Source organism: Streptococcus sp. SR4 (assembly GCF_000517725.1).
Classification (GTDB): Bacteria; Bacillota; Bacilli; order Lactobacillales; family Streptococcaceae; genus Streptococcus; species Streptococcus salivarius_F.
This window is the reverse complement of sequence record NZ_AZYW01000007.1, coordinates 31883-47518: the sequence shown is the minus strand read 5'-3', so window position 1 is coordinate 47518 and position 15636 is coordinate 31883. Positions and strand designations below refer to the sequence as shown.

13 protein-coding genes are annotated in these 15636 nt (G+C 37.4%); 10 read left to right on the top strand and 3 right to left on the bottom strand.

Annotated features, from left to right (window positions below; translation table 11 throughout):
- Positions 1-639 precede the first annotated feature (639 nt).
- The 4 genes from HMPREF1519_RS00655 (at position 640) to HMPREF1519_RS00640 (ending at position 5903) form a co-directional block, all read left to right on the top strand.
- Positions 640-1602, top strand: a complete 963-nt coding sequence (locus HMPREF1519_RS00655; protein WP_002883806.1) for a thioredoxin family protein — start codon at positions 640-642, stop codon at positions 1600-1602.
- 365 nt (positions 1603-1967) lie between these two features.
- Entirely contained in the window at positions 1968-2189 is a 222-nt protein-coding gene (locus tag HMPREF1519_RS00650) for a garvicin Q family class II bacteriocin (RefSeq protein WP_022495973.1), read from the top strand.
- Between the two features lie 472 nt (positions 2190-2661).
- The gene (locus tag HMPREF1519_RS00645; RefSeq protein WP_037610609.1) at positions 2662-4818 is read left to right on the top strand and encodes a peptide cleavage/export ABC transporter; all 2157 of its coding nucleotides are present in this window, start codon (positions 2662-2664) and stop codon (positions 4816-4818) included.
- 17 nt (positions 4819-4835) lie between these two features.
- Positions 4836-5903: an HlyD family efflux transporter periplasmic adaptor subunit gene (locus HMPREF1519_RS00640; protein WP_037610607.1), complete on the top strand. Its 1068-nt coding sequence runs from the start codon at positions 4836-4838 to the stop codon at positions 5901-5903.
- 87 nt (positions 5904-5990) lie between these two features.
- On the opposite strand, the gene HMPREF1519_RS00635 is transcribed toward HMPREF1519_RS00640, so the two are convergent.
- From HMPREF1519_RS00635 to HMPREF1519_RS00625, 3 genes are all read right to left on the bottom strand, one after another.
- Positions 5991-7328 carry a sensor histidine kinase gene (locus HMPREF1519_RS00635; RefSeq protein ID WP_197016862.1) on the bottom strand — a complete coding sequence of 446 codons (1338 nt, stop codon included), beginning with the start codon at positions 7326-7328 and terminating at the stop codon, positions 5991-5993.
- Positions 7328-8065 (bottom strand): LytR/AlgR family response regulator transcription factor, encoded by a 738-nt coding sequence (locus HMPREF1519_RS00630; RefSeq protein WP_002883766.1) that lies wholly within the window; start codon positions 8063-8065, stop codon positions 7328-7330. Before HMPREF1519_RS00630 ends, HMPREF1519_RS00635 begins: the two co-directional genes overlap by 1 nt.
- A 728-nt stretch (positions 8066-8793) precedes the next feature.
- The gene (locus HMPREF1519_RS00625) at positions 8794-9606 is read right to left on the bottom strand and encodes a Cof-type HAD-IIB family hydrolase (RefSeq protein WP_014633589.1); all 813 of its coding nucleotides are present in this window, start codon (positions 9604-9606) and stop codon (positions 8794-8796) included.
- Between the two features lie 208 nt (positions 9607-9814).
- On the opposite strand from HMPREF1519_RS00625, the gene HMPREF1519_RS00620 reads away from it, so the two are divergent.
- The 6 genes from HMPREF1519_RS00620 to nusA all read left to right on the top strand — a co-directional run bounded on the left by HMPREF1519_RS00620 (position 9815) and on the right by nusA (position 15623).
- Positions 9815-11236 carry an NCS2 family permease gene (locus tag HMPREF1519_RS00620; protein ID WP_022496346.1) on the top strand — a complete coding sequence of 474 codons (1422 nt, stop codon included), beginning with the start codon at positions 9815-9817 and terminating at the stop codon, positions 11234-11236.
- A 276-nt stretch (positions 11237-11512) separates the two neighbouring features.
- Positions 11513-11956, top strand: coding sequence for a tRNA (adenosine(37)-N6)-threonylcarbamoyltransferase complex ATPase subunit type 1 TsaE (tsaE, locus tag HMPREF1519_RS00615; protein WP_014633907.1), 444 nt, complete (start codon positions 11513-11515; stop codon positions 11954-11956).
- Entirely contained in the window at positions 11949-12470 is a 522-nt protein-coding gene (locus HMPREF1519_RS00610) for a GNAT family N-acetyltransferase (RefSeq protein WP_022496347.1), read from the top strand. Before tsaE ends, HMPREF1519_RS00610 begins: the two co-directional genes overlap by 8 nt.
- An 8-nt stretch (positions 12471-12478) precedes the next feature.
- Positions 12479-13732, top strand: coding sequence for a glycopolymer--peptidoglycan transferase LytR (gene lytR, locus HMPREF1519_RS00605; protein ID WP_037610603.1), 1254 nt, complete (start codon positions 12479-12481; stop codon positions 13730-13732).
- 152 nt (positions 13733-13884) lie between these two features.
- Positions 13885-14358 carry a ribosome maturation factor RimP gene (gene rimP / locus HMPREF1519_RS00600; RefSeq protein ID WP_002883745.1) on the top strand — a complete coding sequence of 158 codons (474 nt, stop codon included), beginning with the start codon at positions 13885-13887 and terminating at the stop codon, positions 14356-14358.
- Between the two features lie 65 nt (positions 14359-14423).
- Entirely contained in the window at positions 14424-15623 is a 1200-nt protein-coding gene (gene nusA / locus HMPREF1519_RS00595; RefSeq protein ID WP_002886615.1) for a transcription termination factor NusA, read from the top strand.
- The last annotated feature ends 13 nt before the right edge of the window (positions 15624-15636 follow it).

Genomic DNA, 15636 nt, shown 5'->3' with positions numbered 1-15636 from the left:
ATTTTGATATCAAGTATTGTAAAATCTGTCCTTTAAAAAGTGGGGTATTATACAGAAGGGGCTAAGTCAAAAACCTATTCTATTACCCTTAATAGTAATGAATACCACTTTCAGAAGAGATTCCAGAATTTAAAGAAAAGGACAAACATTGCTTTAAGATAGGGAAAATGAGGAACTTAAATACAGATATGATCTTGGTGTGGCTAGTGAACTGCACCCCAGAAGTTAGACAGAAAAAATCTACCTTTTGTGTTATCATCTTCAAGATAGTAACCATATAGGATATTACAAACCATCCCACCTATTTGATTTTATGGTTTTATTACTGTTTAGTGATGTAATGACTACCCATAAGGTGAGAAAATACGTTAAAAGTCATTGAAATATTATTAGGTAAACAATGTTCTCACCAATTAAAACGACTAAGACAAGTAGAGCAAAGGTGAGACTGTTAAAATGAAGTATGTTATACAAAAAACGTGACGACTGGTCATGTTTTTACATATTTGTATAATCAGAATTAGTAAACTAAGTTGTTGAGGAGGGAGCCATTTGTGCCATATTCTGGTCATTTGTGCCAGGAAGAAAATCAAGTTTATTTGGTTATTATAATAAAACTATCAGAAATAAGGAGTTATTATGGCACAAAAAAGACTAAAAACATTATTGACCAGTTCGCTATTACTCACTAGTTTATTGGCTAGTGTGACATTGGCTGATGAGCTAATAGATACTGAGTATAATTCGACTTCACCGGTTGAAGTCGTAGATACGACAATGACTAATCAGATTGCCACCTCATCGGAGAAAGATGTAGGTATAGCAACGACTAGTCAGGAGGAACCAAAACAACAAGTTGATACTAGTGTTTCTGATCCAGACTCTCCTATTGGAGTAGCATTACCTTCCTTAGGAGAGTCTGAGGAGGAGACTGCGGATAAGATACCGACAGTTACTGTTGACGAATATAAGCACAATGTAACTGAGTTGCCGAAAATAACAATAGAAGATGTACATCATTCTTTTACAGAGGATAACCAGAAACATACTATTTATTTTGGCCGTGAAACATGTTATTACTGCCGTCAGTTCTCACCTGAATTAAAAGTGTTGAATCAATTGTTAGAGGGGCGTTTAGAATACTATGACACCGACCAACCAGATTTTGACAGGAGCTATATTTTCGGTGAGATTGGTATTCCAGGGACACCAACTCTTCTGTACCTAGAGAATGGAAAAGTTCTTTCAGGTTGGGTTGGTGGAGGTTCAGCTAAGGAAGTTTATGACTATCTTTCGCAATCAAGCCAACACTTTATGACAAGTAGTAATGCTCCTACGGAACAAACATCAATTGCTATACAGCCATATGTAACAGAGGAAGAAAATAAAAAAGTAGGGCAATTACACCAATCTGAAGCTTTGTCATCGGTTTCCGTTTCTACTCAGACTTCTAAGTTTGTTCAGAAATCTGAGGCATCTCTACCTACATTGGGCACTTCAGATGATACTGTTATAATTATTTTGGGTCTTGTAAGCTCAGCAGTAGCTTTTTGGATTATAGGTAGTAAGACATATAATAATAAGGAGAAGTCATTAAAATGATAATCGATTTTACTAAGCAAGACACTGTATCTTAGTTTCTGCTAATCCACTAGTGTCGGCTCCGCTGGATGGTTGGACCTTTGGGAGACCATTTCAAAAACAGAAAAAATAGGGTGAAACTTTAATGGTTCAAAGACCTACTGCTATAACATGTAGCGACCTATAAAATGATTATTTGAGTGTATCATGTGATACGCTTAAATAATCATTTTATAACAGATTGGTCAATGGCAAATGGCCTTCTTTTGTCTGTTCGTGCCATAAATGGACCATTTGTGACAGAAAGATCTTTTTGGGATTGAACTTGTTATACTAGACATGTGATAATGATATCACAAAAAACTATTTAAAGGAGGTTGTCGCTTATGGCAGCACAAACACTGAACAATTTCAACTCACTTGATTCCGAAGCTCTCTCTACTGTTGGAGGTGGAAGAGGTATATGTCGCTATGTTTGGTCTGGTGCAAACGGATATTCTTGCCGTTATCCAGATGGACGTTGGGATTATATTGTAACAAAGTCTCCTTCTCAAGCGGTTTATGATATTGCAGTTCATGGTTGGAGTGGATTTTACATTGCCCCTTGATAGAAAGTAATCTAGTTGAAAAAGAGCAATAACAGCCCAATTGCGAATATCATAAATAATATCTATAATCTTACTTCTAAATTGATAAACAACTGCAAAAGAACGGAGATGTATTCAAATTCTAGCAGTTATTAATCTTTTTAAAGGAATATCACTGAGGTCAGGAGTGAGTTGAGTAATACTCTTACGACATTACAAGATGAATCAAAACGTAAAATTAATTTATCAAGAGGATTATCATCAATTGACTTGTCTTTTTGATAATTTATATGTTTGTGATGATTAGTAATGAAAATTACAAAAAAGATCAACTGAATTTAACCTATTAAGGTAGATTTAGTTGGTCTTTTATAATTATAGTCTGATTTTTCACCATTCGTGCCATATTTGGACCATTTGTGACAGGATCAACTATTAATTATGAGGGCTGTTATACTGAGGAGTGTGAAAGAAATATAGGAAAGGAGATGTAATGTTACGTTTTCGTAAAACTTTTGTGCCTCAGGTTGATATGATGGATTGTGGTGTGGCAGCTCTTGCTTCTATCTCTAGGTATTATGGATCAGACTACTCCTTGGCTCATTTGAGAGAATTAACCAAAACAACCAAGGAGGGCACAACAGCCCTTGGTTTAGTTCAGGCGGCTAAAAAAATGGAGTTTGAAACAAGGGCTATTCAAGCGGATATGTCTCTCTTTGAGATTAAAGATATATCCTATCCTTTTATCGTTCATGTCGCAAAAGATGGTAGACTACAACATTATTATGTGGTCTATAAAAATAAGAAAAATCATCTCATTATTGGAGATCCGGACCCTAGCGTCAGAATAACTAGGATGTCCAAAAAGGGGTTTGAAAAGGAGTGGACAGGTGTCGCCTTATTTTTTGCACCAGAACCCAGCTATAAACCATACAAGGATAAGAAAAATGGTTTATTAGCTCTTGTTCCACTTATTTTCAAGCAAAGATCTCTTATCACCAATATTGTCTTAGCTAGTTTTTTAGTTACTTTGATCAATATATTAGGTTCTTATTACTTGCAGGTAATTTTGGATGAGTATATCCCGAATCAGATGCAGTCAACTTTGGGAATTATTTCAATTGGTTTGGTTGTGACCTACATTTTGCAACAAATGATGAATTTTGCCAGGGAGTACTTACTGACTGTGCTGAGTCAACGTCTAACTATTGATGTGGTCTTATCCTATATTCGGCATATTTTTGAACTTCCCATGTCCTTTTTTGCGACGCGACAGACGGGAGAGGTAACTTCACGTTTTAGTGATGCCAATTCGATTATTGATGCGTTAGCATCGACCATCTTATCTGTTTTCTTAGATGTTTCAATTTTGATGATTGTGGGTGGTGTCCTTCTTCTCCAAAATAGGAATCTATTTTGGTTAGTCTTGTACTCCATACCGATTTATTTGATTATTGTCTATACCTTTATGAAGCCCTTTGAAAAGATGAACCATGATGTTATGCAAAGCAATGCTATGGTGAGCTCAGCGATAATTGAGGATATCAATGGGATTGAGACCATTAAATCTCTAACTAGTGAAGAGGTCCGTTATCAAAAGATTGATAGTGACTTTGTAGGTTATTTGGATAACTCCTTTAAGTTGTCCAGATTATCTATCTTACAGACCTCTATAAAACAAGGGGCACAATTGATTTTAAATGTGCTCATTCTATGGACAGGAGCTCAGCTCGTTATGGCAAATACGATATCAGTTGGTCAGTTGATTACGTTTAACATGCTCTTGTCCTATTTCACAACACCATTAGAAAATATCATCAATCTCCAAACCAAACTTCAGTCTGCAAAGGTGGCCAATGCCCGTTTAAACGAGGTATATCTAGTGGATTCAGAGTTTCAAACGTTCCAAGAAAATCCATATCAAGAACAGCTACTTAAAGGTGATATCACTGTCTCTGACCTATCTTATAAATATGGTTTTGGTCGAGATGCTTTATCAGATATCAATCTAACTATCAAACAAGGAGAAAAAGTTAGTTTTGTGGGTGTTAGTGGGTCTGGTAAGACAACCATAGCCAAGCTCTTAGTAAACTTTTATAAGCCTTACAAAGGTACGATTAGTTTAAATGGTCAAAATATCGATCAGTTGGATAAGAGATCCTTACGTCAGTTTATCAACTATCTTCCCCAACAGTCTTATGTTTTTAGTGGTAGTCTATTAGACAACCTAACTTTGGGAGCTGATCCTAGCGTGGTGCAGGAGGATATTTTAAAAGCTTGCGATATAGCAGAGATACGTCAAGATATTGAACAAATGCCCATGGGATTTCAAACAGAACTTTCAGATGGAGCGGGTCTTTCAGGAGGACAAAAGCAGAGGATTGCTTTGGCTCGTGCCCTCCTAACGAAATCTCGAGTGCTTATCTTAGATGAAGCGACGAGTGGATTGGATGTATTAACAGAGAAAAAAGTCGTTGATAACTTATTGCAACTAACAGATAAGACGATAATTTTTATAGCCCATCGTTTGAGTATCGCTCAGCGAACACATCGTATTTTTGTTATGGATCAAGGTCGCATAGTTGAGAGTGGTTCTCATGAGGAATTGTTGTCTCAAGCAGGCTTTTACCAGCGTCTCTTTCAAAGTTAATCGGGAGGAAAAACAGTATGAATCCGAATTTATTTAAAAGCACAGAATTTTACCACAGGCGGTATCATAATTTTACGACGCTTCTTGTTTTTCCTTTAGTCTTATTCGTGGTTTTTCTGGTATCCTTTTCCTTTTGGGCTAAAAAAGAGATTGTTGTTCAAGCCATAGGTACGGTAGAAGCAACACGTATTATTGCGCTGATTCAGTCAACCAGTGATAATCCTATTATGGCTAATTATTTGACATCCAATAAAGTGGTCAAAAAAGGTGAGACTTTGATTCAGTACACGGAGACAACTGAGATTTCACAGAAAGACAACCTTCAACAGAAACTGGATTTACTAAAGCGACAGGAGACACAGTTGAAAATTTTAAAGAGTAGTCTTGAACAAGGTTCTAACCTTTTTCAAGAAGATGATGATGAATTTGGCTACCAAAGTACGTTTAGTACCTATGTTAGTCAGTTGGACGAACTAGAAACATCGGTTCAGAATAATGATGGAGGATTTGTTACAGATGATACTAGTATATCTTCTAAAAAACTGGCCTTAAAAAATCAATTTTTGCAAGAAGTCGTCCAACAACTATCCACTTTACAATCACAGATTATTGATTTAGAAGGTAAAGTGAATCAAGCAGGCTTTCAATTGTCAAGTACGCAAATCCAAGCACCAGAAGATGGCATCCTCCATATTGTTCAACCGGCTAAACAATCTACAGTAGTTGCCACAGGGACAGAATTAGCCCAACTTTATCCTAATATTTTGGATACTAGGGAGGTGTTGATCAGTTACTATGTCAGCTCAGAATATGTTTCTAATCTCAAGAAAGGGCAAGTGGTTCGACTATTCCTCGATAAGGTTGGCAATCATGGTGTAACAATTAAAGGAAGTATAGAAAGCATTGACGGTTTTGCGACTGAAACCGAAAAGGGAAATGTTTTTCGTATCACAGCTAAAGCAAAGTTAACGACTAAGGAGGCTCAAAACATCAAGTATGGTTTGCAAGGACACGTTACGAGCGTCATTGCTAAAAAGACTTACTTTGATTATGTCAAAGATAAGGTGCTTAATCAACTAAATTAAACCAAGAAGTAAAAACTCAAGGATTGACAAGAAAACATGAATAAGTATCCGTTGAAAGATTTATAAGACAAAAAACTTGACGCTAGATCAAGTTTTTTGTCTTATAATTAGGTCCTGAGTAAACTCATATGCCACACTTCTAGTATTAAGAGAAACGTTGGGATAATACTCTAGTATCTCTCTTATACTAGCTAGACCAATACCACGGTCAGTTCCTTTGCTTGAGAAACCTTTTTGAAAGATTTTGGTAATAGAGATACTCTCTTCTTTGGTACTATTTTTGATAATGAAGCGTTGATATTTATCCTGTTTAATATAAGCAATCATTATCTTAGTTTTTTTAGCTTTTACAGTAGCTTCCATGGCATTGTCTATCAGTATAGAGATAACAGTGATAAAGTCCAGAATAGTCATTCCCTCTAACGTGATAGGACTTGGAATTTCTAGGGAGATATCAATATTTTGGTCATCTGCTTGGAGAAATTTGGCAGATAGGAGGCTTTTTAGAGTATTATCTTGGATATTGATTAGTTGTGTCAAGTCAAATTGCTTGGTTTCTAGTCTTTTATCAGATGTTTCCAAAATCGAAGTGTAGATATCCTTGACTATTGTCATGTCTTCCTGATCAATGCCTAGTTTCAGAGTGGTAAGTAGGTTTCTATAATTATGACGAAAACCACGGACGGTTTGATAAAGCTCTTCAATTTTATGATTGTAGGTATCGAGATTTTTTAGCCTGATATTGTTTTGTAGATTTAGTTCTTCTTGCATTATATCTCTAGTAGTTCGGTCAAGAAAGATGAGCATTAAGAAGAACAAAATGGTATAGATAATGACAATAAATTTGCGTAGGTCTAGTGTAGATGAATGGGTAAATTCCTCAACGTAGACTAGGGAGTGCTGAATGATAAAATAAATTATCAATAAGAAATTCGTAGTTTTAATAGTTCTTTGGGATTTGGTATTAGGCCGCTGGTTTTTTAAAAATTTGAAACTTTGTTTGAAGAATCCAATTAAAAGAAAAGACAGCAATGTAGGAATAATCATTGACATATTAGAAAAAACGATATCTCTTTTAAAAAAGTCATTACCAATATTAAATAGTGGGTATAAAAAGAAAGCTATCATTCTTAAGCTGAGATTAGTTATTGTCAAAAAGAATATGCTATAAAATAACTTTATTTCAGACGAAAGGGTAGACTTTCTTAATAGTAAAAAAGAAAGGGAAAAATAAAATATTTCTTCACTAAAGTAAGGTAGAATACCCCATCTCGTCAGATTACAAATAAAATTAAATAGTGGTTTAAGAAGTAGCAAAAACAGAAATTGCCTAACTGACACTTTTCGATCAATGAGATATAGGAAGAGTGCTAGTTCTATCCCTATGCTAAAATTTATAAGAAACAAAAAAACTAGTTTTAACATCATATCTTCTTATCCTCATACATAAAGGCTAAGACTGCCTTGATATGTCTACGAGATACCAGACAGTTAGTGCCGTCTGACATTTCGATTTCGCGTTTGGTCTTATTGAGACGTACCAACTTGTCAGGGTTGATTAGGTAGGAGCGATGACAGCGGAAGAGCTTAGGATTGGCATTAGCTAAGTCTGAGATATTGGCTCGAAACTCAAAAATGCTATGGGAACCGTGTAAGATAACATAGTGCCTTTTAGCAGATGTTTCAATATAAAGCAAACGGTCATAGGAGAGATCGATATGGTCGGTTCCAGAATGAAAAGAGAACTTTTCCTCTTTTTTTATACTTTGCTTAGCGACATAGGATAGGGCTATCGCGACCTTTGATTGAAAAGAATCTTCATCTAGATTTTTGTCGATATAGTCTAGGGCAAAGAGTTGGTAACTAAAAGTTAAGGGCATAAACTCTGAGTGGGAGGTTACAAAGACAATATGAGCATCTGGTAGTTTGTTTCGGATGGTTTGTCCCAAATGGAGTCCTTCTTTTTCTTTCCCTTTAATCTCAATATCCAAGAAAAAGAGTTGTTGATGGTTGGCTGGCTTTATATATTCCAGAAGTTGGTTGGATTGTTCAAAGGTCTGGACACAGTCTAGTGTCTCACCATAGGATCTGAGAGCCTTATCCAGAGCCTGTTCCAATCTACCTTGCTGTATTATGTTGTCCTCTAAAATGTAGATATCCATATTTTAGTCCTTTATTGTGTTATATATTCTTTTTACGAATAAAATTAAAAGAATCACATAAAATATAACATAATTATAATCTAATTGCAATTAAATGAGAGCTAAGCTATGTTTATGAGCGCTTTTTCAAGTTTAAACTGAGTAATTTATTTTGCTGAGCTGATTCAAAATACTTATAATATATTACGTTATCTTTTTAAAGCTTCTAGTTACAGCTATTGTTGCTTTGATGATATTAGTTGGTCTCGGTATGATATTGCGTCGTAAAATAAAGGAAATTTTGATAAAGTGTTCACCCAATTGTAGAAAGTTCTTTTTTATTCATTACCTTGAATATTATATGTTTAAGATTGTACTGATCCAAGATGGTTAGCCAAAAAGCATTAGAAAACTGGATTAATTCTGTACTGCATAAGGCTAGGTTCTCTTAGTTTTGAATCGTTGATGGTGGTGGAACAAAATATAATTGTAAATGGCTTTCTCTATTTAATACACTTTTTAATACACTTTCTCTATTTAATACAGTAGGTGATGATTTCGCTCATCTCCGAAGGATAATTATACCGAAGAAGGATTTCATCATTCACGAGGAAGCCACTATTGTGAAAGTTATTGGTAAAAAGGAGGAATCTACCAAAATATAAGATAGATTCCTCCCTTTATTATTTTATTTGAGTTATAGCGATGATTTTTTCAGTGGCTCGGAAATCTCTGATGCCTTTTGTTATTTATAAAAAGAGTTCCTGGAGTTTGCGAGCAACGCCATCCTCTTCATTAGTCCACTCAATTTGTTCGTTAGCGTGGGGGAGAAGGACAGAGCTAGCATTCTTCATGGCATAACCAGTTTTAGCAAGTTCCAACATCTCTGTGTCGTTGTGTTCGTCTCCAAAAGCAATCAGATCATCCGTTGATTTGCGCATGGCCTTAAGTAAGTAGTTTAGGGCGTAGGCCTTGTTTATGCCTTTAGGCGAAAATTCCAAGATATTAAGCGGGCCACCCCAAGAATCAACTTCAATTTCTTCCTTGAAGTCCTTCTTGATGTCATCGGCAAGTTGGTACTTATCCTCATGACGAGTTTGCATAAGGAGAGCGTTAGGGTTGCGCGTGATTTTAGTTGGTTCTAAACGCATAGCCTCAATAATTTTATCAACACCAAAGAGTTGTGGTTGAATACGCTCTGGGTGATTCATAGTGATATAGAAGTGTTTTCGATATTCACTAGCCAGAAAATCCATCTCTAATTCATCATGGCGTTGTAAGAGGCTAATCAGATATTTCTTATCTAATTTAACCGAATGCTCATAAGCCCAGTCTTGGTCTGGAAGATTGGTCAAAGAGCCGTTGAAGGTGATGAGTGGTGTTTCTAACCCTAGTGTTTTGTAATGGTCAATAGCCATACGATAAGGACGACCTGTAGCAATAACGACTTGGTGTCCTTTGTTTTGTACGTCTTTAATCGTTTTTTGTGTAAATTCTGAAATAGTTCCATCTGGGCGTAATAACGTTCCATCAAGATCTAGTGCAATCAATTTTTTTGTCATGTTCCTATTATAGCAAAAATCTGTCCTTTGTTGGTGATTAAGAAAGAGCTTTCTAAGAACGTTCGGTTTTTCATAAGAAAAGTCTCAGGAAATAAACCTTGCACCGTCAAATGATTTCATGTAGAATAGTAATGTTGCATTCTACATGAGAATGTTCCGAAATTATTCGGATTTTGACAATATTTTTTATTAAGGAGTCTAAACTTTCATGGAAAAGTTTTTCAAATTGAAAGAACATGGTACTGACGTCCGCACAGAAGTGACTGCCGGATTGACAACTTTCTTTGCCATGTCTTACATCCTCTTTGTTAACCCAGCGATGTTGGCCCAAACAGGAATGCCTGCACAAGGTGTTTTCTTAGCAACAATTATTGGTGCGGTTGCAGGGACATTGATGATGGCATTTTATGCTAACCTACCATACGCTCAAGCGCCTGGTATGGGGCTTAATGCCTTCTTCACCTACACAGTGGTCTTTTCTTTGGGTTACACTTGGCAAGAGGCCTTAGCAATGGTCTTTCTATGTGGTGTTATTTCATTGATCATCACGGTAACTAAAGTACGTAAGATGATTATTGAGTCTATTCCAACAGCTCTCAAATCTGCTATTTCAGCAGGTATCGGTGTTTTCCTTGCCTATGTTGGGATTAAAAATGCTGGTTTCTTGAAATTCTCAATTAATCCACATACCTACACTGTAGCAGGCAAAGGTGCTGACATGGCCAAGGCGTCAATTACAGCTTCATCGTCAGCTACACCAGGTTTGGTTGCTTTCAATAACCCAACTGTAATTGTAGGTTTGATTGGTCTTGCGATTGCGATTTTCTTTATTGTTAAAGGTATTCGTGGTGGTGTTCTTCTTTCAATCCTTGTAACGACTATCATTGCTATTTTTGCTGGTGTTGTTGATTTTGGAAGCATTGACTGGCACGCAGCTAGCTTGACATCATCTATTAAAGACCTTGGTCAGGTCTTTGGTGCAGCGCTTGGATCAAAGGGATTGGGGTCACTCTTTTCAGACGTTTCTCGTTTGCCTGGTGTCTTTATGGCTATTCTTGCCTTTTCATTGACTGATATCTTCGATACTATCGGTACCTTGATCGGTACTGGTGAGAAGGTTGGTATCATTGCTTCAACAGGTGATAACAACGAATCAAAAGCTCTTGACCGTGCTCTTTACTCTGACCTTGTTGGTACAAGTATTGGTGCCATTGCAGGGACTTCAAACGTTACAACTTACGTTGAATCTGCAGCAGGTATTGGTGCTGGTGGACGTACTGGTTTGACAGCTCTTGTGGTTGCTGTACTCTTTGCCATTTCTAGTTTCTTTAGTCCAGTGGTATCAATCGTTCCAAATGCTGCCACAGCGCCTATCCTTATTATTGTAGGTGTTATGATGCTCTCTAACCTTAAGAGTGTGGATTGGGAAGACTTGTCTGAAGCTATTCCTGCCTTTTTCACTTCTATTTTCATGGGATTCTCATATAGCATTACCTATGGTATCGCAGCTGGTTTCCTTACTTATACTTTGGTCAAAATCGTCAAAGGTCAAGCTAAGGATGTCCACTTTATTATGTGGATTTTGGATATCTTGTTTATCCTTAACTTCATCAGTATGGCTGTATTCTAAAGCTTGAAAGTTAAAAGTCTGTATATTTGTCAGGCTTTTTCTTTTGCGATTTTTATCTGGAGGAATGTGAGAGAGTTACTATTGGTTAACTTTTGAAACTATAGTAAGTTTTACAAAAACATTTCTAATCCATGAGTGATTGATGTGGTCAAAATAAACACAAAATTAAAAAACTCATCTTAATTTCTTGCTTAGATGATTCAATATTTATAAGTTTCTACTGTATTTTTACAGTGGATTCTAGTCCATATTTTTATTTTTTGATATAATGAAAACATGATTTACAGTCAAAATGAAGAAGAATTGATTAGTATCGGTCAAAAGCTAGGTCGACTACTCGATTCTGGAGATATAATTGTTCTCTCAGGTGATCTGGGAGCTGGCAAAACAACCTTAACCAAGGGGATTGCCAAAGGTTTGGATATTTCACAGATGATCAAGAGTCCAACCTATACTATTGTAAGGGAGTATGAGGGCCGACTGCCACTCTATCATTTAGATGTCTACCGCATTGGTGATGATCCAGATTCTATTGATTTAGATGATTTTCTGTATGGTGAAGGTGTGACAATCATCGAGTGGGGTGAGCTCCTAGACGAGAGTCTGTTAGGGGATTATCTCCTAATTTCGATATCTCATCATGGAGATGGGCGTCAGTTGCTTTTTGAATCTTTTGGTCCTAGAAGTAAGGAGATTCAGGAGGAAATGGTAAATGGCTGAGCAAGAATTAGTCATTGAGGAAGCCCAAAGAGAGGATGCGGCCTCTCTAGCTCGTTTACTAGAGACTGTAGCCTTGGAATCGGATTTTCTAGCACAAGATGATAGAAGTTCTATGCTGAGTGCTGAACAGTTAGCCACTTATATTGAAAGTCATCAGCATAGGCTTAATGAGATTTGTTTGGTAGCGAAATTGGGTCATGAGGTCATTGGTGTTTGTAATGTTACCTCTGATCAAGATACTAAGACCAGTCATATTGGCGACGTATTTATTGCGGTTTCTAAACCCTACTGGGGGAATGGTGTTGGACAGTTTCTTATGGAAACAATGATTGACTGGGCAGATCATACACCAACTATCCGCTGCTTAGAGTTGACGGTTCAAGCACGTAATGAACGGGCGGTTCATCTCTATCAAAAATTTGGATTTGACATTGAAGGCACTAAGAAACGTGGTGCAAGAACTAAAAATGGAGAATTTCTAGATGTTTACCTTATGGCTAAACTCATAGATTAGGAAAAAACATGAAACTTGGACGAAAAATTTTATTGATGTTGTTGGCGATTTTTGCAACGACAGTAGTAGCTGCTGGTATTTACCTAACGACAACTTATAATTACGCCACAGGCGAATTGTCAAAAACGTTTAGGGCTTCTAAAGCAACTTCAGGGAATAGTAAGGCTATTCAACAGACTAAGCCTATAACTATTCTCTTGATGGGGGTAGATACAGGATCCAAAGAACGTAAGGAAACCTGGGAAGGAAACTCTGATACCATGATTTTGGTAACAGTGAACCCTAAGACTAAGAAAACAACTATGACCAGTTTGGAACGTGACCTTTTGACAGATATTGAGGGGTCGGGTGAAGCAAAACTAAATTCAGCGTATGCTGAGGGTGGTGCTGACTTGGCTATTTCAACCATTCAAAAGGTTTTAGATATTGATATTGACTATTATGCACTGATTAATATGCAGGGTATGATTGATTTGGTAGATGCTGTTGGTGGTATTGAGGTAACGAATCATTTTGATTTTCCAATTTCGATTGCAGAAAATGAACCTGAATTTCAGGCAAAAGTTGAGCCCGGAACCCATAAAATCAATGGTGAGCAAGCTTTAGTCTATTCACGTATGCGTTACGATGACCCTGATGGTGACTATGGTCGCCAAAAACGTCAACGTGAGGTTATTCAAAAAGTTGTAGCTAAGCTCTTGAAGATGGACTCTATTGGTTCTTACAAGAAAATTTTGTCGGCTGTAAGTTCAAATGTTCAAACCAGTATCGATCTTGGTGATACCAATACTTTGCGTAGCTTGATGGGTTATAGTGATGCCCTTAAAAATATTAAGTCATACCAATTGGCTGGTTCGGATGCCATGATCAATGGAGGAAGCTATCAAGTAGCCTCCACTGAGGATATTCTTAAGGTGCAAAATCGCATTAAGCAGGAAGTTGGTAAGAAGAAAGTTTCTGAATCTAATCTTAAGACTAGTTTGGTTCTCTATGGTTCTGGTAGCTCTAACTATGGCTCAGATGATTTCGTTAATTCTAAAGGAAGTGCGGCTTCGAGTGAGGCATCTTCAAATTATGAGGCTGGGCCATCTGAGGCAGCTGGTGGTGGGTCAGTAAGTACCTACAATGGAGGTACTACCTATAGCAATAACTATAGTGAAAACACAGGTAATTATGTTCAGGAACAAGGTACGACAACCCCTACATACAATAATAATGGATCGGGTGTGACTACTTATAGCACTGTTCCAGCGACGCAATAAATAAGGTTGGGTGATTCCCAACCTTTTTGCTTAGAATTGATAGCAATATGGTTATTCCTTGCAATGGCTTTTGAGCTATGCTATAATATAGGAAAATAACGAAAGAGAGGCGGAGTAGAAACTTCGTCTCTTGTGTGTGTAAGGAGGTCATAATGTCGCAAAAAATTATTGATCTCGTGACGGCAGTCGTAGCTCCAGCTATTCCTGAGCCATACGAACTGGTCGATATCGAGTACGAAAAGCTTGGCGGTGACTATGTCTTGTCAGTTTTGATTGATAAGCCAGGAGGTATTACTGTAGAAGATACTGCAGACTTGACTGAAATTATCAGTCCCCTCTTGGATACTATTCAGCCTGATCCTTTCCCGGATCAATACATGCTGGAAGTTTCTAGTCCAGGGTTAGAGCGTCCCTTAAAAACCAAAGAAGCTTTGACAAATGCTGTTGGTCAATATATCAATGTTAGTCTTTACAAGGCTATTGATAAGATCAAGATTTTCCAAGGTGACTTGGTGGCCTTTGATGGGGAAACCCTAACAATTGATTACCTTGATAAGACTCGCCATAAAACTGTTGAGATTCCCTATCAAACAGTTGCTAAAGCTCGTTTGGCAGTCAAACTCTAAAACTCTTAGTGTAAATAAAGAAAGGATGCCAGTTTTAGCCTTTAGAGGCTAAAACAACAAAGAATATGAGCAAAGAAATGCTAGAAGCCTTCCGTGTCTTGGAAGAAGAAAAACACATTAACAAGGAAGACATCATTGATGCCGTGGTTGAATCGCTTAAGTCAGCCTACAAGCGTCGTTATGGTCAGTCAGAATCAGCTGTAGTTGAATTTAATGAAAAAACAGGTGATTTTCAAGTTTATACCGTTCGTGAAGTTGTAGACGAAGTCTTTGATAGTCGTTTGGAAATTAGCTTGAAAGATGCCCTTGCTATCAGCTCTGCTTACGAGCTTGGTGACAAGATTCGTTTTGAAGAGTCAGTCGATGAATTTGGCCGTGTTGCAGCGCAATCTGCCAAACAAACCATTATGGAAAAGATGCGCAAGCAGATGCGTGAAATCACTTATAATGATTATAAGCAACATGAAGGTGAAATCATGCAAGGAACAGTTGAACGCTTTGACCAACGTTTCATTTATGTCAATCTTGGAACGCTCGAAGCTCAATTGTCACGCCAAGACCAAATTCCTGGCGAAAGCTTTAAGTCACACGACGTCATCGATGTTTATGTTTATAAAGTTGAAAACAACCCTAAAGGTGTCAACGTCTTTGTAAGCCGTAGCCATCCAGAATTCATCAAACGTATCATGGAACAAGAAATTCCTGAAGTATTTGATGGAACTGTAGAAATCATGAGCGTGTCTCGTGAAGCTGGTGATCGTACCAAAGTTGCTGTTCGCAGTCACAACCCTAACGTTGATGCTATTGGTACTATCGTTGGTCGTGGTGGAAGCAACATCAAGAAAGTTGTCAGCCGTTTCCACCCAACACGTTTGGATGCTAAGACAGGAATTGAAGTTCCTGTTGAGGAAAATATTGACGTTATTCAATGGGTTGAAGATCCAGCTGAATTTATCTACAATGCTATTGCACCGGCTGAAGTTGACTATGTTCTCTTTGACGAAGATGATAGCAAACGTGCGACAGTAGTTGTACCAGATAACAAATTATCTCTTGCAATTGGTCGTCGTGGACAAAACGTTCGTTTGGCAGCTCATTTGACTGGTTACCGTATTGACATCAAGTCAGCTTCTGAATATGAAGCACTCGAAGCTGAAAAAGCTGAGGCTGCTACTGAGGAAGTTGTTGACGAGATTGTTGCAGAAGATGCTACACCTGTTGAAGTCACAACAGAAGAAGTAACTGAAACAACAGAAGCAGAATAAGAAGAACATAGAG